Annotated in this window: 18 protein-coding genes and 1 pseudogene; 8 read left to right on the forward strand and 11 right to left on the reverse strand. The window is 74.2% G+C overall.

Annotated elements, in window-relative coordinates; translation table 11 throughout:
• Position 1: 1 nt before the first annotated feature.
• Positions 2-1,255 carry an extracellular solute-binding protein gene (locus ACZ7JA_RS23695; RefSeq protein ID WP_351667899.1) on the reverse strand — a complete coding sequence of 418 codons (1,254 nt, stop codon included), beginning with the start codon at positions 1,253-1,255 and terminating at the stop codon, positions 2-4.
• Between the two features lie 262 nt (positions 1,256-1,517).
• On the opposite strand from ACZ7JA_RS23695, the gene ACZ7JA_RS23700 reads away from it, so the two are divergent.
• Complete coding sequence (locus ACZ7JA_RS23700) at positions 1,518-1,736, forward strand: dodecin (protein ID WP_351667901.1); 219 nt, start codon at positions 1,518-1,520, stop codon at positions 1,734-1,736.
• 33 nt (positions 1,737-1,769) lie between these two features.
• Here the strand turns inward: ACZ7JA_RS23700 and ACZ7JA_RS23705 are convergent, their stop codons facing one another.
• Complete coding sequence (locus tag ACZ7JA_RS23705; protein WP_351667903.1) at positions 1,770-2,261, reverse strand: phosphatase domain-containing protein; 492 nt, start codon at positions 2,259-2,261, stop codon at positions 1,770-1,772.
• Between the two features lie 60 nt (positions 2,262-2,321).
• Here ACZ7JA_RS23705 and ACZ7JA_RS23710 point away from each other — a divergent pair, with 60 nt between their 5' ends.
• Together ACZ7JA_RS23710 and ACZ7JA_RS23715 are read left to right on the forward strand one after the other, a co-directional pair.
• The gene (locus ACZ7JA_RS23710) at positions 2,322-2,717 is read left to right on the forward strand and encodes a (2Fe-2S) ferredoxin domain-containing protein (RefSeq protein ID WP_351667905.1); all 396 of its coding nucleotides are present in this window, start codon (positions 2,322-2,324) and stop codon (positions 2,715-2,717) included.
• A gap of 45 nt (positions 2,718-2,762) precedes the next feature.
• Positions 2,763-3,767, forward strand: coding sequence for an MsnO8 family LLM class oxidoreductase (locus ACZ7JA_RS23715; protein WP_389301571.1), 1,005 nt, complete (start codon positions 2,763-2,765; stop codon positions 3,765-3,767).
• A 4-nt stretch (positions 3,768-3,771) separates the two neighbouring features.
• Here ACZ7JA_RS23715 and ACZ7JA_RS23720 read toward each other — a convergent pair whose 3' ends face one another.
• On the reverse strand, positions 3,772-6,249 hold the full coding sequence (locus ACZ7JA_RS23720) for an ATP-dependent Clp protease ATP-binding subunit (protein WP_351667909.1): 2,478 nt from the start codon (positions 6,247-6,249) through the stop codon (positions 3,772-3,774).
• 147 nt (positions 6,250-6,396) lie between these two features.
• Here ACZ7JA_RS23720 and ACZ7JA_RS23725 point away from each other — a divergent pair, with 147 nt between their 5' ends.
• The gene (locus ACZ7JA_RS23725) at positions 6,397-6,585 is read left to right on the forward strand and encodes an antitoxin (RefSeq protein WP_389452376.1); all 189 of its coding nucleotides are present in this window, start codon (positions 6,397-6,399) and stop codon (positions 6,583-6,585) included.
• A gap of 27 nt (positions 6,586-6,612) precedes the next feature.
• Complete coding sequence (locus tag ACZ7JA_RS23730; RefSeq protein WP_470810245.1) at positions 6,613-8,958, forward strand: ATP-binding cassette domain-containing protein; 2,346 nt, start codon at positions 6,613-6,615, stop codon at positions 8,956-8,958.
• Between the two features lie 45 nt (positions 8,959-9,003).
• Here the strand turns inward: ACZ7JA_RS23730 and ACZ7JA_RS23735 are convergent, their stop codons facing one another.
• The 7 genes and pseudogenes from ACZ7JA_RS23735 to ACZ7JA_RS23765 form a co-directional block, all read right to left on the reverse strand.
• On the reverse strand, positions 9,004-9,597 hold the full coding sequence (locus tag ACZ7JA_RS23735; protein WP_450744776.1) for a hypothetical protein: 594 nt from the start codon (positions 9,595-9,597) through the stop codon (positions 9,004-9,006).
• A gap of 30 nt (positions 9,598-9,627) precedes the next feature.
• Complete coding sequence (locus ACZ7JA_RS23740) at positions 9,628-10,191, reverse strand: hypothetical protein (RefSeq protein WP_351667917.1); 564 nt, start codon at positions 10,189-10,191, stop codon at positions 9,628-9,630.
• 121 nt (positions 10,192-10,312) lie between these two features.
• Positions 10,313-11,068 (reverse strand): annotated as a pseudogene (locus ACZ7JA_RS23745) (lysophospholipid acyltransferase family protein); the annotation flags it as partial.
• Positions 11,068-11,838: a GNAT family N-acetyltransferase gene (locus ACZ7JA_RS23750; RefSeq protein ID WP_470810248.1), complete on the reverse strand. Its 771-nt coding sequence runs from the start codon at positions 11,836-11,838 to the stop codon at positions 11,068-11,070. The gene ACZ7JA_RS23750 and the pseudogene ACZ7JA_RS23745, both read right to left, overlap by 1 nt.
• 238 nt (positions 11,839-12,076) lie before the next feature.
• Positions 12,077-12,826: a succinate dehydrogenase/fumarate reductase iron-sulfur subunit gene (locus tag ACZ7JA_RS23755; protein WP_351667923.1), complete on the reverse strand. Its 750-nt coding sequence runs from the start codon at positions 12,824-12,826 to the stop codon at positions 12,077-12,079.
• On the reverse strand, positions 12,823-14,772 hold the full coding sequence (locus tag ACZ7JA_RS23760) for a fumarate reductase/succinate dehydrogenase flavoprotein subunit (protein WP_389301561.1): 1,950 nt from the start codon (positions 14,770-14,772) through the stop codon (positions 12,823-12,825). Before ACZ7JA_RS23760 ends, ACZ7JA_RS23755 begins: the two co-directional genes overlap by 4 nt.
• 1 nt (position 14,773) lies before the next feature.
• On the reverse strand, positions 14,774-15,445 hold the full coding sequence (locus ACZ7JA_RS23765) for a succinate dehydrogenase (RefSeq protein WP_450744799.1): 672 nt from the start codon (positions 15,443-15,445) through the stop codon (positions 14,774-14,776).
• Between the two features lie 121 nt (positions 15,446-15,566).
• On the opposite strand from ACZ7JA_RS23765, the gene ACZ7JA_RS23770 reads away from it, so the two are divergent.
• Positions 15,567-16,451: a LysR family transcriptional regulator gene (locus ACZ7JA_RS23770; RefSeq protein ID WP_351667927.1), complete on the forward strand. Its 885-nt coding sequence runs from the start codon at positions 15,567-15,569 to the stop codon at positions 16,449-16,451.
• Positions 16,452-16,481: 30 nt separating this feature from the next.
• Here the strand turns inward: ACZ7JA_RS23770 and ACZ7JA_RS23775 are convergent, their stop codons facing one another.
• Entirely contained in the window at positions 16,482-20,324 is a 3,843-nt protein-coding gene (locus ACZ7JA_RS23775) for a CHAT domain-containing protein (protein ID WP_470810251.1), read from the reverse strand.
• Positions 20,325-20,443: 119 nt separating this feature from the next.
• On the opposite strand from ACZ7JA_RS23775, the gene ACZ7JA_RS23780 reads away from it, so the two are divergent.
• The gene (locus ACZ7JA_RS23780) at positions 20,444-20,839 is read left to right on the forward strand and encodes a hypothetical protein (protein WP_351667931.1); all 396 of its coding nucleotides are present in this window, start codon (positions 20,444-20,446) and stop codon (positions 20,837-20,839) included.
• Positions 20,836-21,753 (forward strand): hypothetical protein, encoded by a 918-nt coding sequence (locus ACZ7JA_RS23785; protein ID WP_389301553.1) that lies wholly within the window; start codon positions 20,836-20,838, stop codon positions 21,751-21,753. The genes ACZ7JA_RS23780 and ACZ7JA_RS23785 overlap by 4 nt, the downstream gene beginning before the upstream one ends.
• The last annotated feature ends 111 nt before the right edge of the window (positions 21,754-21,864 follow it).

Here is a 21,864-nt window from a genome sequence, read left to right on the forward strand (position 1 = left end):
GTCAGCCCAGACTGGTGGCCAGGGCCTCGGTGATCTCGCGGTCGGCCCGGCGGGCCTCGCTCGCCGGGTCGGCGCCGCCGAGCACCCGGGTCATGTACCCCTTGATCGGGTTGTCGGCCTCGACCGCGGCCCACTGCGGGGTGTTGGGGGTGGCCCGGCCGTGCGCGGCGCCCGCCGCCATGGCGGCGACCCCCTCCTCGCCGGCCACCGCGTCCGCCAGCGTGGTCTTGTTGGGGACGTAGTTCATGGTGCGCGCGAGTTCGGTGTCCCACTTGGCGCCGGTGAGCGCGCCGACGACGGCGGTGGCGGCGAACTGGTCGCCGGTGTTGCGCGGTACGACGAGGTCGGAGCCGCCGGTGAAGACGACACCGGGCCGGGCGGCGGTCCGGCCGGGCACCGGGAAGAAGCCGAGCTTGCCCTTCAGGCCGGGGTTCTGCCGCACGATCGACTGCGCGAGCCCCGGCACCCCGATGATCTGGGCGACCTTGCCGCCCGCGAACACCCCGGCCTGGGGCGGGTGTTCCTCGTCGGCGTCCACGGGCCCGTCGCCGAGTGCCTGGAGCCGGCGGTAGAAGTCCATGCCGCGCAGCGCGGCGGGGGTGTCCAGGGTGCCCCGCCAGTCGTAGTCCTTCTTCTCGGCGAGTTCGCCGCCCTCGTCCCAGATGAAGCCGGAGAGGGTGTACCAGTCCTGTCCGGCGAGGTAGATGCCCTGGTTCCCGGCCGCGTCGAGCTTCCGGGTGGCGGCGAGCCATTCGTCGCGGGTCTTCGGCGGGGCCGTGACGCCGGCCCGCTCGAAGAGGTCCTTGCGGTAGATGACCACCCGGTTGGCCGCGTACCAGGGCACGCCGTACTGGTTGTTGCCGTCCTTTCCGGGTTCGGCGAGGCCGGGCAGCCAGTGCTCCTTGCCCCAGTCGCGCATCGACTCCAGGGTCAGGTCGGTCAGCCGGCCGTCCTCGACGTAGAGCGGGACCTGGGTGTTGCCCACCTCGATGACGTCGGGGCCGTCCTTCCCGTCGCCCCTGAGCGCCTTGCGGACCTTCTCCACGATGCCGGTCCACTCCTGGATGCGGATGTCGAGCCGCAGGTCGTCGTGGGTGCGTTCGAAGTCCTCGGTGAAGCGCCGGAGGAAGTCCTCGGAGGCGCTGTCCTTCATCAGCCACACGGTGACGGTCTGCCGGTCGTGTCCGGGCAGGACGCCGCAGGCGCTGACGAGGGAGCCGGTGACGCAGAGGAGGGCGAGCAGACGACGTCTCACGGGGGGTCCTGTTCTGTCTGGCCGGGGGCGGTTGCGGACAGGGGAGGGGGCCCGACGTGGGGGACGAACGCACGCGTTCGCACGGGTGTGCTGGATTTTGGTATGGACCAATGCGTAGGTCAAGCGCCCCCGGCCGTCCGGTGGCGACGCCTCGCGCGCCGGGCGGGGATACGGCACGGTGGAGTACGGCGTGGCACACCGGCCGCGCCGGACGTGAGGCACGCCGCCGCGCGGCTCCTCACGGCGGAGAGGAGCCCCCCGTATGTCGAACCACACCTACCGGGTCACCGAGATCGTCGGCACCTCGCACGAGGGCCTCGACCAGGCCATCCGCAACGCCATCTCGCGCGCCGACCAGACCCTGCGCAACCTCGACTGGTTCGAGGTGACCCAGGTCCGCGGCCAGATCGAGAACGGGCAGGTCGAGCACTACCAGGTGGGCCTGAAGGTGGGCTTCCGCATCGAGGACACCGCCGAGTAGCCGGCCGGTCCCCCGGACGCCCCGCGCGGCCCCTCAGGTACGGCCCTCGCGCTCCTGGGCGTCCTCCAGCGCCGCCGACCGGTCGGCCCAGCGGGCCCGCACGACGGTGAACCCGGCGCGCTCGGCGTCGTCGCAGACCAGCTCGTCGTCGTCGACGAGGACCCGGACCGTACGGTCCCGGGCGAGCCGGCGCAGGATCTCCAGCTTGGTGAACCGGGCGGGCCTGCGGTCGGTGTCGCCGCGCATGTGCACGCGGCCCTCGGGGAGTCCGTGGGCCGCGAGCCAGGCCAGGGTGTCGCGCCGGCACCGCTCGGGCCGTCCGGTGAGGTACACGATCTCGCACTCGCGGGCCGTCTCCAGCGCGAGCGTCACTCCCTCGGCGAGCGGCGGGTCCGCGGGCGCGGCGCCGAAGAAGCCGTTCCAGTCGCGCGGGCGGTTCTCCAGGAAGTGCTGGCGGTGGGCGGTGTCGGCCAGGGTGTTGTCGAGGTCGAACACGGCGACGGGGCGCGCGCTGCTGTCTGTCACCCGGTCACCTTAGCCACCCCGGCGTCAACTGCCGTGGACCGAGGGCCGCATGCTTCTCCCATGCCTTCCGCGCCCCGCCTCCCCTCCCGTCCCTGCACCGTCGTCGTCTGCCGGGGCTGCTGCTGCGGCGATCCGGTCAAGCAGCCGGGCACCGATCCGGGCGGCCAGCTCGACCGGTTGCGGGCGGCCGCCGCCGAGGGCGGCTTCGAGGTGCGCACGAGCGACTGCCTCGGGCCGTGCGACCAGGCGAACGTGCTGGTCGTGCGGCCGTCCACGGAGGGCCGGCGGGCCGGCGGCAGACCGGTGTGGATCGGCTTCGCCCTGGACGACGACTGCACGGCCGAGGTCGCCCAGTGGGCCCGGGCGGGCGGTCCCGGTGCGGCCGAGCCCCCGCTGACCCTGGAGTTGCAGACGATCCGCGCGCCACGCGGCGCGCGGTCCCGGTCGGGGCGGTGAGCGCCGGACCGGGAATCCTGGCGTCCCGGCGGTGTTGAACCCTGCGTGAGCGCAGTGATCGCCCGGACCCGGTTCTCCGTCCTCGACCGCTCCCGTACCCGCGCGGGACGTCCGCCCGCCGAGGCGCTGCGGGACACCGTCGCGCTGGCGCGGGAGGCGGAGGCGCTCGGCTACCACCGCTTCTGGGTCTCGGAGCACCACGGCGTGCCGGGGGTCGCGGGCTCCGCGCCGACCGTGCTCGCCGCCGCGGTGGCCGCCGCGACGCGCACCGTCCGGGTCGGCACCGGCGGGGTGATGCTGCCCAACCACCGGCCCCTGGTCGTGGCCGAGCAGTTCGGCGTGCTGGAGTCGCTGTTCCCGGGCCGGATCGACATGGGGCTCGGCCGGTCCGTCGGCTTCACGGACGGCGTCCGCCGGGCGCTCGGCCGGGACAAGGACGCCGCCGGGGACTTCGCGGCCCAGCTCGACGAGCTCCTCGGCTGGTTCGCCGGGACCTCGCCCACCGGGGTGCGCGCCCGCCCGGCCGAGGGCCTGAAGGTGCCGCCGTTCGTGCTGGCCATGGGCGAGGGCGCCCGGATCGCGGCCCGCGCCGGGCTGCCGATGGTCATCGGGGACCTGCGGCGGCGCGAGCCGATGATGCGCGGCATCGACGAGTACCGCTCGCTGTTCCGCCCCTCGCCCTGGGCGTCCGAGCCGTACGTGGTGATCTCCGGGACCGTCGCGGTCGCCGGGACCGCCGAGGAGGCGCGGCGGCTCCTCGTCCCGGAGGCGTGGTCCGCGGCCTACTCGCGGACCCACGGCACCTTCCCGCCGCTGGCCCCGGCCGAGGAGACCGAGGGGCGCGCGATGACCGCGAAGGAACGGGACCGCTACGAGTCCGCGCTCGCCGGGCACCTGGCCGGCACCGCCGACCAGGTCGCCGCCGAGCTGGAGACCGTGCTGAAGGAGACGGGCGCCGCCGAGGTCCTCGTCACCACCAGCACGTACGACCGTGCCGCGCTGCTGGACTCCTACCGGCGGCTCGCCGCCCTGTTCGCGCCCGGCCGCTGAGGGTTCAGTCCTCCGCCGCCGCTGGCCGTTGCGCGCGGATCTCCACCGAGCCGTCGGCCGCGTCCACCACCGCCCGGTCGCCCGCGTTCAGCCCGCCGGAGAGCAGCAGGTCGGCGAGGCGGTCGTCCACCTCGCGCTGGATGGTGCGGCGCAGCGGGCGGGCGCCGAAGTCCGGCTGGTACCCGAGGTTCGCCAGCAGCTCCGCGGCCGCGTCGGTGACCTCCATGGTGACGCCCTGGGCGTGCAGCCGGCGCCGGGTGTGCTCCAGCAGCAGGTCCACGACCTGGCGCAGCTCGGTGCGGTCCAGGCCGCGGAAGACGATGATCTCGTCGATGCGGTTGAGGAACTCGGGCCGGAAGTGCTGCTGGAGCACCGGCATGACGGCCTCGCGGACCTTCGCGTAGTCCTCGGTGCCGGCGGACAGGATGCGGTCGGCGCCGATGTTCGACGTCATGATGACCACGGTGTTCTTGAAGTCGACGGTGCGGCCCTGGGAGTCGGTGAGCCGGCCGTCGTCCAGGAGCTGCAGCAGGGTGTTGAAGACGTCGGGGTGCGCCTTCTCCACCTCGTCCAGCAGCAGCACGGCGTACGGCTGCCTGCGCACGGCCTCGGTGAGCTGGCCGGCCTCCTCGTGGCCGACGTATCCGGGCGGGGCGCCGACCAGCCGGGAGACCGTGTGCCGCTCCTGGAACTCGCTCATGTCGAGGCGGATCATGCGGCCCTCGTCGCCGAACAGGGCCGCGGCGAGGGCGCGGGCCAGCTCGGTCTTGCCGACGCCGGTCGGGCCGAGGAAGAGGAAGCTGCCGACGGGCCGGTCCGGGTCGCTCATGCCGGCCCGGGCCCGCCGTACCGCGCGGGCGACCGCGGTGATCGCCTCGTCCTGGCCGACGACCCGCTCGTGCAGGTGCTCCTCCAGCTTCATCAGCCGCTCCCGCTCCTCCTCGGTGAGCTGGGCGACCGGGATGCCGGTGGTGCGTGAGACGACCTGGGCGATGTCCTCCGCGGTGACCTTCGGGGCCTGTTCCGCCGCCTTGTCGGCGCCGGCCAGCTCGGCCTCCGTCTCCTTGATCCGGTCCCGCAGGTCCCTGGCCCGCTCGTACTCCTCGTCGGCGACGGCCTGGTCCTTCTCCCGGTTCAGGGCCGCGAGCCGGTCCTCGGCCTCCCGGGTGTCGGCGAGCGGGGTCCTCGCGCGCAGCCGGACCCGGGCTGAGGCCTGGTCCATGAGGTCGATGGCCTTGTCGGGCAGGAAGCGGGAGGTGATGTACCGGTCGGACAGCTCGGCCGCGGCGACCACCGCCTCGTCGGTGATGCGCACCTGGTGGTGCGCCTCGTAGCGGTCGCGCAGCCCGCGCAGGATCTCGATGGTGTCGTCGACGCTCGGCTCGCCGACCAGGATGGGCGCGAAACGGCGTTCCAGCGCCGCGTCCTTCTCGATGTGCCTGCGGTACTCGTCCACGGTGGTGGCGCCGATCAGGTGCAACTCCCCGCGTGCCAGGGCCGGTTTCAGCATGTTGCCGGCGTCCATGGCGCCCTCGCCTCCGCCGCCGGCCCCGACGACGGTGTGCAGCTCGTCCAGGAACAGCACCAGCTCGTCGCCGTGTTGACGGACCTCGTCGAGGAGCTTCTTCAGCCGTTCCTCGAACTCGCCCCGGTACTTGGTGCCGGCCACCATGCCGGCCAGGTCCAGCGAGACCAGCCGCTTGCCGGCGAGGGTCTTCGGCACGTCACCGGCGACGATGCGCTGCGCGATGCCCTCGACCACCGCGGTCTTGCCGACGCCGGGGTCGCCGATCAGGACCGGGTTGTTCTTGCTGCGCCGGGAGAGCACCTCGATGGTCTGCTCGACCTCCTCGTCCCGTCCGATCACCGGGTCGAGGCGGCCGTCGCGGGCGTCCTCGGTGAGGTCGCGGCCGTATTCGTCGACGGTGGGCGTGCTGCTCGGCTCCTTGCGCTCGGCCGCGTTCTCGGCGGGCACCCGGGCGGGCTCCCAGCCGCCCTCGCCGAGGACCTGCCCGGCCGCCGACTCCGGGTTGGCGGCGAGGGCGCGCAGCAGGTGCTCGGGCCCGATGTAGGAGGCGCCCTCGGAGCGGGAGATGCGGTAGGCGTCGAGCAGGGCGCGTTTGGCGGCCGGGGTGAGGGTGGCGGGCTCGCTCTTCACGTCCGCGGCGGGGGCGGCGAGCCGCTCGCGGATGCGGTCGGGGTCGGCGCCGGCGGCGGTGAGCAGCCGCCTGGTGGAGTCGTGCTCGGTGGCGGCGGCCAGCAGATGACGGGCGTCGAGTTCGTCGCTGCCCTCGGCGGCGGCGATGTCCCTGGCCGACGCCACCAGGTCGCGCGCCCGCTCGGACAGCAGGCTGCCGATGTCGACGCGCTGCGGCCGGCGGGCGGACGCGGCCGGTCCGCCGGTCCCGCCGAAGAAGCGGGACATCAGTTCGTCGAACTCCTCGAACGGACTGCGTCCGAAACCGAAACCGGGGGTGCTCATGGGCGGCCCTTTCTGCGGCGGGCAGACATATGCCCCCAAAATCGCATATATGCTTCGAGTACGCACGGCACGGAGACGCCCCGAGATGCGGCGTCGGGCCGGTCCGGTCAGGCTTGGGGGGAAGCCTCGACGACAAGGAGCGCTGACATGTCCTTCATGGACAAGATCAAGGGGATGCTCAAGGGCCACGAGGACATGGCCGACAAGGGCGTCGACAAGGGTGGCGACTACATCGACCAGCGGACCGGCAACAAGTACCAGTCCCAGGTCGACACCGGCCAGGACAAGCTGCGGGACGAGTTCGGCAAGCCGCAGGACAGGCCGCCGCAGACCTGACGAACGGGGCGGACTAACATCGCCCCGATGCACAGCCCCCATGATCCCTTCGTCCGCGTCCGCGGTGCCCGCGAGCACAATCTCAAGGGTGTCGACGTGGACATCCCCCGGGACGTGCTGGCCGTGTTCACCGGCGTGTCCGGCTCGGGCAAGTCGTCCCTGGCGTTCGGCACCGTCTATGCCGAGGCGCAGCGGCGCTACTTCGAGTCGGTCGCGCCGTACGCACGGCGGCTGATCCACCAGGTCGGGGCGCCCCGGGTCGCCGAGATCACCGGGCTGCCGCCGGCGGTCTCGCTGCAGCAGCGCCGCTCGGCCCCGTCCTCGCGCTCGTCCGTGGGGACGGTCACCAACCTGTCCAACTCCCTGCGCATGCTGTTCTCACGCGCCGGGAAGTACCCGCCCGGCGCCGAGCGGCTCGACTCCGACGCCTTCTCGCCGAACACGGCGGCGGGCGCCTGCCCAGAGTGCCACGGCCTCGGCCGGGTGCACCGGACCACCGAGGAACTACTGGTCCCCGACCCCTCGCTGTCCGTCCGCGAGGGCGCGATCGCCGCCTGGCCGGGCGCCTGGCAGGGCAAGAACCTGCGCGACATCCTCGACGCCCTCGGCTACGACGTCGACCGGCCCTGGCGCGAGCTGCCCGCCGCCGACCGGGAGTGGATCCTCTTCACCGACGAGCAGCCGGTCGTCACCGTCCACCCGGTGCGGGACGCGGACCGGATCCAGCGTCCGTACCAGGGCACGTACAGCAGTGCCCGCCGGTACGTCATGAAGACGTTCTCCGACACCAGGTCCGCAACCCTGCGGGCCAAGGCGGAGCGGTTCCTGGCCAGTGCCCCCTGCCCGGCGTGCGGGGGCAGCAGGCTGCGGCCCGAGGCGCTGGCGGTGACCTTCGCCGGCCGCACCATCGCCGAACTGGCGGCCCTGCCGCTGGCCGACCTCGCCGGGCTGCCGCACGACGGCGCCGAGAGCGCCCGCGTGCTCACCGAGGACCTGGACGCACGGATCGCGCCGGTCGTCGAGCTGGGCCTCGGCTACCTCAGCCTGGACCGGGCCACGCCCACCCTGTCCGCGGGCGAGCTGCAGCGGCTCCGGCTGGCCACCCAGCTCCGCTCGGGTCTGTTCGGGGTGGTGTACGTGCTGGACGAGCCCTCGGCCGGGCTGCACCCGGCGGACACCGAGGCGCTGATCACGGTGCTGGAGCGGCTCAAGGCGGCCGGGAACTCGGTCTTCGTGGTGGAGCACCACCTGGAGGTGGTACGGCGCGCCGACTGGCTCGTCGACGTCGGCCCCGGCGCGGGCGAGCACGGCGGGCGGGTGCTGTACAGCGGCCCGGTGGCGGGCCTCGCCTCGGTGGCCGGCTCGGCGACGGCCCGCCATCTGTTCGCCGGAGAGCCGGGTCCGGCGCGCACCGTCCGCGAGCCGCGCGGCTGGCTGACGCTGGGTCCGGTGACCCGGCACAACCTGCGCGGGGTGACGGCCGCCTTCCCGCTCGGCGCGTTCACCGCCGTCACCGGCGTCTCCGGTTCGGGGAAGACCACGCTCGTCGGCGAGTTCACGGAGGAGGCGGAGGCCGTGGGCAGGCTGGTCCGGGTGGACCAGAAGCCGATCGGGCGCACCCCGCGCTCCAACCTGGCCACGTACACCGGTCTGTTCGACGTCGTGCGCAAGGTGTTCGCCGCAACCGAGGAGGCGCGGGCCCGCGGGTACGGGGTGGGCCGGTTCTCGTTCAACGTGGCCGGGGGCCGCTGCGAGACCTGCCAGGGCGAGGGGTTCGTCAGCGTCGAGCTGCTGTTCCTGCCGAGCACGTACGCGCCCTGCCCGGACTGCGCGGGCGCGCGCTACAACCCGGAGACGCTCCGGGTGGAGTACCGGGGGCGGAACATCGCCGAGGTGCTGGACCTGACGGTGGAGAGCGCGGCGGATTTCTTCGCGGACGTCCCGGCCGCCGCCCGCAGTCTCGGCACGCTGCTCGACGTGGGCCTCGGCTATCTGCGCCTGGGGCAGCCGGCCACGGAGCTGTCCGGCGGGGAGGCCCAGCGGATCAAGCTGGCGAGCGAGCTGCAGCGCGGCCGCCGCGCCCACACGCTGTACCTGTTGGACGAGCCGACGACCGGGCTGCACCCGGCCGACGCCGAGGTGCTGATGGGCCGGCTGCACGGGCTCGTCGACGCCGGACACACGGTGGTCGTGGTCGAGCACGACATGACGGTCGTCGCGGGCGCCGACTGGGTGGTCGACATGGGGCCGGGCGGCGGCGACCGGGGCGGGCGCGTCGTGGCGGCCGGCACCCCGGCCGAGGTGGCCCGGGCCGAGGGCAGTGCGACGGCGGCCCATCTGGCCCGGGCGCTGAGCGGGGACGCCGGCCGCTGAGCAGCGGGGCGCGGGCGCCGCTGCCCGGCGGCCGGCCGCCGGACGTCAGGTGCTGAGCAGCCGGTTGAAGAAGGAGCGGTAGCGGCGCAGCGCCCCGCGCAGTTCCTCGGTGTCCACCCGTTCGCCCTGGCTCCACTGCCCTTCCAGGTCCTTCTTGTGCTGGTCGAAGGTGGTGGCGAGGGTCCGCATGACGTCCGCGACCAGGGCGTCGGCGTCGTGCACGGCCTCCCTGGGGTCGTCGACGAACTTTCCCTGGATGGTCTGCCAGCGGTCGCGGAAGCCCTGCTCCTCGCCGTCGGTCAGCAGTTGCGGGCTCTCGTCGTCGGACGCGCCGGGGGCGCGGGCGGGCTCGGAGGCCGCGCCGGCCCCGCGGGCGGCGGCCGTGTCGCCGGCGGGCTCGGCCGTGGCCCCGGCCGCCTCGGACCCGCCCGGCGCGGGGGCGCCGGTGTCGTGGTCCGCGGCCCCGGTGTCGCCGCCCGTGGGCTCCGTCCCGGTCCGCGTCGTGCCCTCACCCGGGTAGATCGGGGCTCGCGAGGCGGTCGCCCCGCGCTCGTCCTCGGTGGGGGCCCCGGCCGGCTGGGCCAGGTCACCGGTGGACAGGCCGCCCGTCGTGCGGCGCGTTTCCTCGTTGCTGTGCACGGTGTTCCTCCATACGGGTGGTGCGGGGCGTCAGGTCCGGGCGTGGGCCCGGCCGCCGCCGTCGGAGAGCAGCTCGTCGAACAGGGCGCGGTAGTGCACCATGGCACCCCGCAGTTGCTCGGTCGTCGCCTGGCGCTGCGTGCTGAGGGACTCCACCTCGTGCGCGGCGCGGTAGTGCTCGAGGGTGCGGCCGTGCTCCACCGAGAGGTCCCTCGTCTGCTGCTCGAAACCCTCGGTCGGATATCCCCGCTCACGCATCAGCGACGTCACCAGGCGGTCCGCGTCGTGCACCGCGTCCTGCGGCCGGTCCACGAACTCCTGCTGGACGTCGTTCCACTCCCGCGAGTAGCGGTCGCGCGAGACCGGGGGCAGCGGCCTGATCTCCAGGGAGTCGTGGCGCCGCTCGCGGTCCCTGAGTTCCCGTTCGGCGGTGCGCCGGCTGCCGGATCCCTCGACCGTGCGTTCATACTCCGGGCCGAAGCGCTTGCGGAGGCGGTCGCGCCTCATCCGCGACACCGCCATGGCGATCAGTGCGATCAGTGCGAGCACCACGACGATCGGGATGATGATCGCCAGCAGCGTTCCCGTGGACATGGCCAGAAGCGTTCCCGTGTACATGGACACACGCTCCTCGGAGAGTAGTGGTGTACGCGTCCCGGGTTCCCTTTTGCCGGAAATGTACCCATTCTGTGTTACTCCCGGCCGGCCACTCCCCGGCCGCCCGGGCGAGCGTCCGCCGGTCGTGGTGGCGGCCGGCCGGGATGAGCGGGCGCACCTCCACCTCGGCCACCAGGCCACGCGCGGAGGCGACCCGCCACAGCGAGGCGAACAGCGTGTCGTCGCCGACGAACGCGGCCGCCGTGGCCGCCCCTTCACCGGCGCCGCGATAGCTCAGGCGCACCGGCTGCACGGGCGCCCGGGCGTCGAGCGCGGCCTGGAAGACGGCCCGGCGGAAGTGCCCCCGGGCGCGCCCGCACCAGGTGCTGCCCTCCGGGAACACCGCGACGGCGGCGCCGCCTCGCAGTGCCGTGCCGATCCGGGCGACGGTCTCCGGCAGGGCGCGCAGCCGGTCCCGCTCGATGAACAGGGTCCCGCCCCGCGCGGCGAGCCTGCCCGCCACGGGCCAGCGCCGGATCTCGGACTTGGCGAGCATCCGGGCCGGACGCACCGCCGCGAGCAGCGGGACGTCCAGCCAGGAGACGTGGTTGGCGACCAGGAGGACGCCGCCCTCGGCGGGCGCGGCGCCGGTGAGCCGGATCCGGACGCCCGCGGCCCGTACGACCGCCCGGCACCAGCGCCTGACCCAGCCGGCCGGGAGCCGGCCGCCGAGCGGGCACAGCGCGATGCCCGCCAGCACCAGGGCGGTGACCGCGGCCAGCCGCAGCACGGCCCGGGGCACGGCCACGGAGGGTGCGGCCGGTTCCAGGCACGCGGCCGGGGTGCAGGGCCCGGTGGGCAGCCAGGCGCTCATCAGGCCGGCACGAGGGAGAGGAAGTGCCGCAGGTAGCGCGGGTTCACCCGGCGCATCGACAGCAGCACGTACAGGTCGGCGACCCCGAAGTCCGGGTCGTGCGCGGGCTCCCCGCACACCCAGGCGCCGAGCCGCAGGTAGCCGCGCAGCAGGGCGGGCAGTTCACCGCGACCGGCCGGCGCCGCGGCGGACGGCGCCCACGGCAGCAGCGGACGCACCCGGTACTCCTCGGGCGCCAGGTGCTTGGCGCGCACCCGCTCCCAGGTGGCGGCGGCCTGGGAGCCGCCGTCGGCGAGCGGTACGGAGCAGCAGCCCGCCAGCCACTCGTGGCCCCGGTCGGTCATGTACCGGGCTATCCCGGCCCAGATGAGGCCGATGACCGTGCCGTCGCGGTGGGCGGGGTGCACACAGGAGCGGCCGACCTCCACCAGCCCGGGCCGCAGCCCGTCGAGCGCGGTCAGGTCGAACTCGCCCTCGGAGTAGAGCCGTCCGGCGACCGCGGCCCGTTCCGGCGGCAGCAGCCGGTAGGTGCCGACGACCTGGCCGGTGACCGTGTCGTGGACGAGCAGGTGGTCGCAGTACGCGTCGAACGGGTCGACGTCGAGGCCCGGTTGCGGGGTGGTCAGCAGGGCGCCGAGCTCCCCGGCGAACACGTCGTGCCGCAGCCGCTGGGCGGCGCGGACGTCGTCCTCGTCGCGGGCGAGGGTGACGGTGTAGCGGGCGGGGGCCTCGGGCTGTGAAGGACGGTCGAGCGTGGTGACGCCGGTCATGGCTCACTCCCTGGTCACGGGCCGGGGTCGGCAGCAGGGCAGTCCGGCGCTTCCGGGCTGCCGCTCCTGTTCTTCCGATGCCGGTTGGCGTGCGTGTGACCGGTGGCGGGAGCGCGGGTGTGGGGTTGCTGAACGGCGCGGGAGGGCGCAGGGCCGGAAACCCAGACGGGGCCGGGATGAGCACCGTCCCCGGCCCCGCCCGTCCGCCCCTGTGCGGCGAACGTCCCTGCGGTCCCCGCTACCGCTTGGCCGCCTTGCGGGTGGCGCGCAGCCACTCCTTGTTCATGCCGGTGATGGACATCAGCGGGATGCCCTTGGGGCAGGCCGTCGCGCACTCACCGGTCAACGTGCAGCCGCCGAAGCCCTCGGCGTCCATCTGCGCCACCATGTCCAGCACCCGGGTCTCCCGCTCGGGCGCGCCCTGCGGCAGGACGCCCAGGTGGTTGACCTTGGCGGAGGTGAACAGCATCGCCGCGCCGTTGGGGCACGCGGCCACGCAGGCCCCGCAGCCGATGCACTCCGCGTGCTCGAAGGCGAGGTCGGCGTCCGGCTTGGGCACCGGGGTGGCGTGGGCCTCCGGCGCCGAGCCCGTCGGGACCGTGACGTAGCCGCCGGCCTGGATGATCCGGTCGAACGCGGACCGGTCGACGACCAGGTCCTTGACGACCGGGAAGGCCGAGGCCCGCCAGGGCTCGACGTCGATCACGTCGCCGTCCTCGAAGGACCGCATGTGCAACTGGCAGGTGGTGGTGCGCTCCGGGCCGTGCGCGTCGCCGTTGATGACGAGCGAGCACGCGCCGCAGATGCCCTCGCGGCAGTCGTGGTCGAAGGCGACCGGGTCCTCGCCCTTGAGGATGAGCTCCTCGTTGAGGGTGTCGAGCATCTCCAGGAAGGACATGTCCGGGGAGATGCCGTCCACCTCGTACGTGGACATCGCGCCGTCGGCGTCGGCGTTCTTCTGCCGCCAGACGCGCAGGGTGAGCTTCATGCGTAGCTCCGCTGGGTGGGGTGGACGTACTCGAAGACCAGGTCTTCCTTGTGCAGGACGGGAGCCGAGCCGGTGCCCGTGAACTCCCAGGCGGCCGCGTAGCCGAACTCGTCGTCCCGGCGGGCCGCCTCGCCGTCGGGGGTCTGCGACTCCTCGCGGAAGTGGCCGCCGCAGGACTCGGCGCGGTGCAGCGCGTCGAGGCACATCAGCTCGGCGAGCTCCAGGTAGTCGACGATCCGGTTGGCCTTCTCCAGCGACTGGTTGAACTCCTCGCCGGAGCCGGGCACCTTGATGCGCCGCCAGAACTCGTCGCGGATCTGCGGGATGCGCTCCAGGGCCTTGCGCAGACCGGAGTCGGTGCGCGCCATGCCGCAGAACTCCCACATCAGTTCGCCGAGTTCGCGGTGGAAGGAGTCGGGGGTGCGGTCGCCGTCGACGGCCAGGAGCAGGTTGAGCCGGTCCTCCGTCTCGGCCAGCACCTCCAGCACGGCGGGGTGGTCGCCGGTCACCGGGTCCTGGTGGGGGTTGCGCGCCAGGTAGTCGTTGATGGTGGCCGGGAGCACGAAGTAGCCGTCGGCCAGGCCCTGCATCAGCGCGGAGGCGCCGAGCCGGTTCGCGCCGTGGTCGGAGAAGTTGGCCTCGCCGACGGCGAACAGGCCGGGGACGGTGGTCTGCAGGTCGTAGTCGACCCACAGGCCACCCATCGTGTAGTGCACGGCCGGGTAGATGCGCATCGGCACCTCGTACGGATCCTCGTCGGTGATCCGCTGGTACATGTCGAAGAGGTTGCCGTACTTGGCCTCGACGGCCTTGCGGCCCATCCGCCGGATCGCGTCCGCGAAGTCCAGGTAGACGCCCTGTCCTCCGGGGCCCACTCCCCTGCCCTCGTCGCAGACGTTCTTCGCGGCGCGGGAGGCGATGTCGCGCGGGACCAGGTTGCCGAAGGACGGGTAGATGCGCTCCAGGTAGTAGTCGCGCTCGTCCTCGGGGATCCGGTTCGGGGGACGGTCGTCGCCCTTGGCCTTCGGCACCCAGATCCGGCCGTCGTTGCGCAGCGACTCGCTCATCAGCGTCAGCTTGGACTGGTGGTCGCCGGTGCGCGGGATGCAGGTGGGGTGGATCTGGGTGAAGCAGGGGTTGGCGAAGTGGGCGCCGCGCCGGTGGGCCCGCCAGATCGCGGTGGCGTTGGAGTTCATGGCGTTCGTCGACAGATAGAAGACGTTGCCGTAGCCGCCGCTCGCCAGGACGACGGCGTCCGCGAAGTACGTGGAGATCTCCCCGGTGATCAGGTCCCGGGCGACGATGCCCCGGGCCCGTCCGTCGACGACGACCAGGTCGAGCATCTCGGTGCGCGGGTGCATCTCCACGTTGCCGGCGGCGATCTGCCGGGACAGCGCCTGGTAGGCGCCCAGCAGCAGTTGCTGGCCCGTCTGGCCGCGGGCGTAGAAGGTCCGGGACACCTGGACGCCGCCGAACGAGCGGGTGTCCAGCAGGCCGCCGTACTCGCGGGCGAACGGCACGCCCTGGGCCACGCACTGGTCGATGATCTCGACGGAGACCTGGGCGAGGCGGTGCACGTTGGACTCGCGGGCCCGGAAGTCGCCGCCCTTGACGGTGTCGTAGAACAGGCGGTGGACCGAGTCGCCGTCGTTGCGGTAGTTCTTCGCTGCGTTGATGCCTCCCTGCGCGGCGATGGAGTGGGCGCGGCGCGGGGAGTCCTGGTAGCAGAACTGGACGACGTGGTAGCCCTGTTCGGCGAGCGTGGCGCCCGCGGAGCCGCCGGCGAGACCGGTGCCCACGACGATGACCGTGTGCTTGCGCCGGTTGGCGGGGTTGACCAGCCTGGCCTCGAAGCGGCGCTTGTCCCAGCGCTCGTGGATCGGGCCGGCGGGCGCCTTGGTGTCGACGGCCGGTTCGCCTGTCGTGTAGTTCAGGTAGTCGGTCATGTCAGCTCACCACTCCGGTCATGACACCCACGGGTACGGCGATGAAGCCGGCCGTGAGCAGCAGCGCGAGGACGTTCGCGAGGGTCTTCAGGGCGCGGTCGCGGGAGCGGCTGCCGACGCCGAGGGTCTGGGCCGCGCTCCAGAAGCCGTGCCGGACGTGCAGGCCGAGCGCGAGCATCGCGACGATGTAGACGATGTTGCCGTACCAGGTGGAGAAGGTGTCCACGACGTTCTGGTACGGGTGCCCCTGCTGGAAGCCGCCGGAGTGCACGGTGCCGGTGGTCAGGTCCAGCAGGTGCCAGACGATGAACAGGCCGAGGATGATCCCGCCCCAGCGCATCGTGCGGGTGGCGTAGCTCGCCCGCGGCCTGCTGTGCACGTACTTCACGGGCCGCGCCCCGATGTCCCGGCGGCTGAGCTGGTAGGCGGAGGTGGCGTGGGCGACCACGGCGACGACCAGGACGATCCGGATCAGCCAGAGCGTCCACTCGTAGTGCATGAAGGGTTCGCCGACGGTGCGCAGCCAGTGGGCGTAGTGGTTGAACTCGCCCGCCCCGAAGAAGATCTTCAGGTTACCGATCATGTGCGCGACCAGGTAGAGCAGCATGACCAGGCCGCTGACGGCCATGACCGTCTTCTTGCCGACCGTGCTGTCCCAGATCGTGCGCGCCATGGACGGCCGTCGGTCCGTCCGCGTTGCCAGAGCCATGTTGAGAAACGCTAGGGCCAGAGGGCCCGATCGGTCCAAGACATGGTCCGCCTTGATTCCATAGGCGACGGCTATCATGGAGTCCATGCAGTTCCAGCAGCTCCAGTACTTCGTGGCCGTCGCCGAGACCCGGCACTTCACCCGGGCCGCCGAACTGGTGCACGTGGCCCAGCCCTCGCTGTCCCAGCAGATCAAGGCGCTGGAGCGGGAGCTGGGCGCGGACCTGTTCGTGCGCGCCCGGGGCAACATCGCGCTGACCGACGCCGGCGAGGCGCTGCTGCCGCTGGCCCGGCGGATCCTCGCCGACGCGGACACGGCCCGGCACGAGGTGCAGGAGCTGGTGCAGCTGCGCCGGGGGCGGGTGCGGCTGGGCGCGACGCCCAGCGTGTGCACCGGGCTGCTGCCGGACGTGCTGCGCGCCTTCCACGACCGGTATCCCGGGATTCAGCTCCTGATCGAGGAGGGCGGCTCCCACGACCTGGTGCGGCAGCTCGCCCGAGGCGCCCTCGACCTCGCCCTGGTGGTGCTGCCGCTGCCCACGCCGTCGCCCGCCCTGACCACGGTGGAGCTGCTGCGGGAGGACCTGGTGGTGGTGTCCTCGCCGGACGCGCGGGCGCCCGGCCGGGGCGGGCGGGTCGTGGACATCGCCGGCCTGGAGGGCGAGCGTCTGGTGATGTTCCGGCACGGGTACGACCTGCGGGAGCTGACCGTCGCGGCGTGCCGCTCCGCCGGGTTCGAGCCGGAGTTCGCCGTGGAGGGCGGCGAGATGGACGCGGTGCTGGGATTCGTGCGGGCCGGGCTGGGGGTGGCGGTGGTGCCGCGGATGGTCGCCACCCGGGCCGGACAGGGGCTGCGGGTCACCCCGCTGGCGCGTCCGGGGCTGCACCGGACCATCGCGCTGGCCCACCGCAGCGACGTGGCCCCGCCCCGGGCGGCCCGGGAGCTCCAGCGGATGCTGCTGGAGCGGTGAGGCCTCCCCCGGCACCCGTCCCCCGCGCGCTCAGGCGCCGGAGTGCAGATAGGCCGCCCAGCGGGTCGGGGTGGCCGGGTAGGCGTCGCGGACGGTGAGCTGCGCCCGGTTGAGCGCGGCGGCCGAGGCCGCGGTGTCCGGCGGGGTGCTGCCGTCCGCGGTGAGGGCGGCGTACAGCTCCCGGGCCATCCGGGGGGTGTCCGGGGCGTGCCACAGGGTGCCGATGACGCCCCGGAACCCGGCCAGCTGGAAGGCCGCCGCCAGATGCATCGGCTCGTCGGGCAGCCGGGGGTGCGCCTGGGCCGTGCTGCAGGCGGAGAGGACGGCCAGCGCGCCGTGCTCCAGTGGGGTGTCCTGGATCTGGTCGGCCGTGAGGGTCCCGTGACCGAGGTGCAGGCCGCCGCCGCGCAGCAGGCCGAGGGATGAGTCGTTGTCCCCGTGGCACGCGAAGTGGACCAGGGTGTGCTCGTGCAGCGCTGCGGTCACGGTCCTCAGGTCGGCCTCCGCGCCGAGCAGCAGCCGCGCGCCGGGAAGCGCGGCGAGGACGATGCGGGCCTCCCGCTCGGCCTGGGGCAGCGGCGGGCCGTGCCGGCTGTTCGGCACGGCGACGACGAGGGAGCTCGGTCCCGGTCCGCCGGGCGGTGTGCCGGGCGCGCGCCGCAGGGAGTGGGCCAGCGCCCCCAGGGTGGGGGTGTAGGAGGGGATCACCTGGTCGATGACGGTGGGCCGGGCGCCGGGCGCGCGGTCCCGGGCGCGGGCCTCGGCCTCGGCGGCCGTGCGCGGGTGGCGGCCCGCCGCGTGCAGCGGGAGCCGCACCACCGGTCCCACCGGGCACCACCAGAGCCGCGGCTTCGGGCGACCCGGTACGGCGGGGTCCAGCAGGTCCAGGACGGGCGAGGTCACCTCGTCCCACAACCAGCCCAGGACGTCGTGCAGTTCGCGCTGCGCGGCCTCGCGGCGGTCGGGCCCGGCGGCCGGGTCCACCGCGTCCCGCAGGGCCGTCGTCAGCGCGGCGGCGTGCGCGTGCGCCGCCGTGTCGGTCAGGCCCGGCAGCGCGATGTGCCGCACCGGGTCCGCGGGGTCGGCGGGGACGAGCAGGGCGTCCCCCCTCGCGCGGTGGGCCAGGACGAGCACGACGGTGGCTCCGGCGGTGGCGGCGCGCAGGGCGGCCAGTGACCGCCGGCCGGTCAGCTCGGCGAACCGCGGGTCCGCGGCCAGGCCCTCGACGATGCGCTCGCGTTCGGCGGCGAGTCTGCGGGTCTGCGCCGCGTAGCCGGGGCGGGGGTCCCAGCTGCGGGTCGCGTCCGTGGTGGTGCGGCCGAAGCGGTGCTGGGTGACCGCGTTCAGGTCGATCCTGCCGACGTTCGCGAAGAAGTCGGCCTTGGCCAGGCTCCGGTCGATCTCCACGAGGCGCGCGGCGGCCTTCGCGTCGATCCTGCGCAGTTCGGCCCGGTGCCGCCAGGAGGTGATCGCCTGCCCGTAGAGGATCGCCCGGCCGTTCTCCAGCAGTTCGACCGCGTGTCCGGGGCGGCCGGCCTCGATGGCAGCGATCGCGGCCTGTACGGCCAGTTCGGGCGCCCGGCCGGCGATGCCCTTGCGGACCGGTCCGGCGTAGGCGCGCCGGGCCAGGCCCGGGACCTCGGCGAGTGCGGCTTCCAGTACGCGCAGGGCGTGCTCGGGGTCGCCCGTGGCCCGGGCGAGACGAGCGCACTGCTCCCGGGCCTCGAACAGCAGAGTGGTCGACAGCCGCGCGTCCGCCACCACCGCGTCCCAGGCGGCGAGTGCTTCGGCGCGCAGCTCGGCGTCCGGCCGCACCTCCGCCTCCGCCTCCGCCTCCGTCAGGTCGTACAGGGCGGTCGCGGCGCGGGCGAACAGGATGAGGCGCTCGCTGTGGAACCAGTCGTCGGCCGGGGTGCGGGCCGCGGCGTCCCGGGCCAGGCCGACGGCGTCCTCCAGGGTCGCCCGCTCGCCCGTCTCCCGGTACCGCATGTGCAGCACCTGGCCGATGGAGCTGGTGAAGCGGGGCAGGTCGGGGTGGTCCGCGGGGAGCCGGGACAGGCCGTCCCGGTAGAGCCGTTCGGCCTCGGTCAGCCGGGCGACCCCGCGCTCCCCGCGGCTGCGCCCGAGCATGTGGTGATCGGCCAGGTTCAGCAGCAGCTCGTGTTTGCGCGGGTGGTCCTCGGCCAGCGCGTCGGCGGCCTCGCGCGCGAAGGCGAGTGCCTCGTCGGTCAGTTCCGCGTCCTCCTCGTAGGCGCCCAGCTCACGCAGGGCACTCGCCAGGTTGGACATGCGGAACGGCCGGAAGGAGTCCGTGACCGGGGTCAGGGACAGCGCCCGCCTGCGCAGTGCCACCGACTCCGTCAGGAGGGTGCCGTCCGCCAGCACGTTCGCCGCCCGGACGAACAGCTTCGCCAGCCGCTCCAGCAGGAGGGGCGTGTCCGACTGGTCGGGCTGGAGCGCGGATCGCGCCCGCCGGGCGTGCGCCAGCGCCTCCTCGACGAGCCGTTCGTCGGGCTCGGGTGACGCTTCGGCGGCGAGGTAGAGGGTGGTCTCGGCGAGCACGGTCAGCGCCCGCCCGGCGAGCCGGTGCTCCGGCGGCAGGGCGTCGGCCGCCCGGACGGCCCACATGCGCGCCTGGACGGGTGACGCCTCGTGGCCGCCCTCCAGCCAGACGTGCATCTCGGTCTGCGCGGCCAGCAGCAGGGCCGCGGCCCGGTCCACGTCATGGCCCGGCACCGCCGCGACCAGGGCGAGCGCCGCCGTCCGCCGCTGGGGCCACGGGGCGTCCGCGTCCTCGGCGGTGCCCCACCATGCACGGTGGCGCTGCTCGGTCTCGGGTGCGTACGCCACCGGAGGCTCGTTCAGGACTGCGGCGACCGCGCGCGTGCCGAGCCGGGGTACCGCCTTCGACTCCAACCGCGCGAGCCACTCGCGGTGTTCCGGGCCCCGGCGGTCGTCCGGGTGGGTGGCCCGCACCAGATCGCGGGCCGCCGTCAGCGCCTCGGTGAGGGTCTGCGGCGAGCCGGTCGCCTCGTACCACCGGGTCAGCGTGGTCACCAGGTGGCGCGCGGGGTGCAGTTGCACGGGGGTGCGCTGCCCGGCCGCCTCGACGGCCCGGCGCAGGTCGCCCACGGCACGCTCGAGCCCGGAGGGGTCGGTGTCGGGGTCGTACCGGAAGGCCGCGCAACGGGCCTTCAGCACCAGCCGGCCGGCGAGATGCGGATCGTGTCTCGCGTGATGCCGGGCGGTGGCCTCGGCGGCCATGCCGGCGGCCAGCTCGGCCTCGGCCGGCCAGCTGGGGTGGGCGCCGAGTTCGCCGGCGAGCAGGAACAGGTGGGCGTGGTCGGTGAGCAGCGCGGCGCACTCACGCGCCGACGCGCCCTTCTCCTCGAGCCAGCGCCGCTGGAGGTCCCGGGCGGTGTGGAAGGCGGAGTATTCGTGCTGCTCCTCGAACCTGGCCATGAGGAACAGGAGTTGGTCGATGCGGGCCGGGCCGAGCGTGCCCCGCTCCGCCTCTTCGCCGTCCGGCGTCCTTCCGGGCCCGCGCCGCGGCCATCGCCGGCCACGGCGCCGCGCACCCGGCTTTCGCATGCTCTCGCGCAGCGCGTCGGGCAGCGGGGGCAGCCCCTTCGGTTCGTGCTCCAGCATGCCGGCCAGCAGGAGCGCGGCGCGGTACTCCAGCAGACCGCGTACGCCCGGCAGATGGAGGTAGCGGAACCAGCGCAGCAGGGCCAGGCGGGCGGTGTCCGCCGGGTCCGCGCCGGGCGGCGGGGGAATCTCGGCGGGAGGCAGCGGCGGCAGGTCCCGGCCGTCGCCGGTGCGCAGGTACAGCTCCAGACCGTCCACCACCTCACCCCCCGGTACACCGGCCAACGAGCCTCCTCCCCCGAGGGTTCCCCGCCGTCGCGTGTCCACCACGGTCGGTGACGGGTACGTTGAACCCCGCCGGCCACGGAAACGGCCGTGGCGCGGGGGAGTTCGAGGAGCCGTCGATGGACGAGATCGCGGAGCGGCTGGCGCGGCTGTGCGTACAGGCGGGGGACGGCGGGCTGCGCGAGCGGGCCGAACGCTACGGGGTGGGCGGCGCGCTGACCCGGCTGGGCGAGGCCGCCCGGTCCGGCAGCCGCACACCCGAGGTCGCGGAGGATCTGGACGCCCTGGACGACGCCTTCGCCCGGCACGGCATCGACGGGCTCACGGTGGGGCCGCGTGCCCTGCCGCCGCTGCGGGGCGGACGCGCCCACCCCGTGGTGACCGTCTGGGGCTGCCCGGCCGGGGCGGCCTGCTCGCGGCTGGAACCGCAGGAGCGCCGCGACGGGGCGCGCACCCCGCCGCCCTCGTGCGGGCTGACCGGCGTCCCCCTGGTCTCCCGGAAGACCCGGCTGTGATCACGGTCCTCGCCGAGCTGGGCAAGCAGGTGGCGGGCCGCTGGGCGGCGCTGCTCGTGCTGCCGGGCGCCTTCTACGTGTCCACCGCGGCCGTCGCGGTGCTGCTCGGCCACGGGCACGCGCTCGACCCCGGGGTGCTGACCGTCTGGCTGGACTCGGTCGCCGCCGCTCCGGCCAGCGGCCGCTTCGGTACGGTGCTGATCGGCGCCGCGGGCTTCACCGCCGCGTCGGCCGCAGCGGGACTGGCCGCCTCGGCGGCCGCGCAGCTCGTCGAGCGGGTGTGGTGGGCGTCCGGCGAGGAGCCGCCGCTGCGGGCCCTGGCCGCCTCGCGCGGACGGCGCTGGCGGCTGGCCGAGGAGCGGGTGACCGCCGCGCTGCGGGAGTTCACGGCGTCCGGCGGCACTCCGCGCACGGCGCGGGCCCTGCGGGCGGCGATCGCCCGCCGCGACGCGATCTGCCCGGAACCCTCGTCCCGGCCGACCTGGATGGGGGATCGCCTGTACGCCGTGGACGAGCGGGTGCACGACTCATACCACCTGGATCTGACGGCCGCCTGGCCGCGGCTGTGGCTGCTGGTTCCGGGCGAGGCGCGGGCCGAACTCGCCGAGGCCCGGGCCGGGGTCGGCGCGAGCGCGCGCCTCATGGGATGGGGGCTGCTGTACCTGCCGCTCGCCTTGGTGTGGTGGCCCGCCGCCGTGCTCGCCGCGGGGGTGCTGGTCGCCGCCCGCCACCGGGCCCGGCTCGCCGTCGCGGTGCAGGCCGACCTCGTGGAGGCGACGGTCGACCTCTACGGCCGCGAACTGGTGCTGCGGCTGGGGATCGACTGCCCGGGCCGGCTCGGCCCCGAGGAGGGCGGCGCGGCGACCACCCTGCTGCGCAAGGACCGCACGGACCTGTCGCGCTTCGACGGGTGAGGCGTCGGGTCACCGGTCCGCCCGGCCGGTGACCCGCGCCGCTCGGCGTGGCGGACGGCGTGCGGCCCCGCCGGCGCACCGGTACGGGAAGCGGCCTCCGGTCGCCTGGTA

It is taken from the genome of Streptomyces sp. NPDC038135 (genome assembly GCF_055601245.1).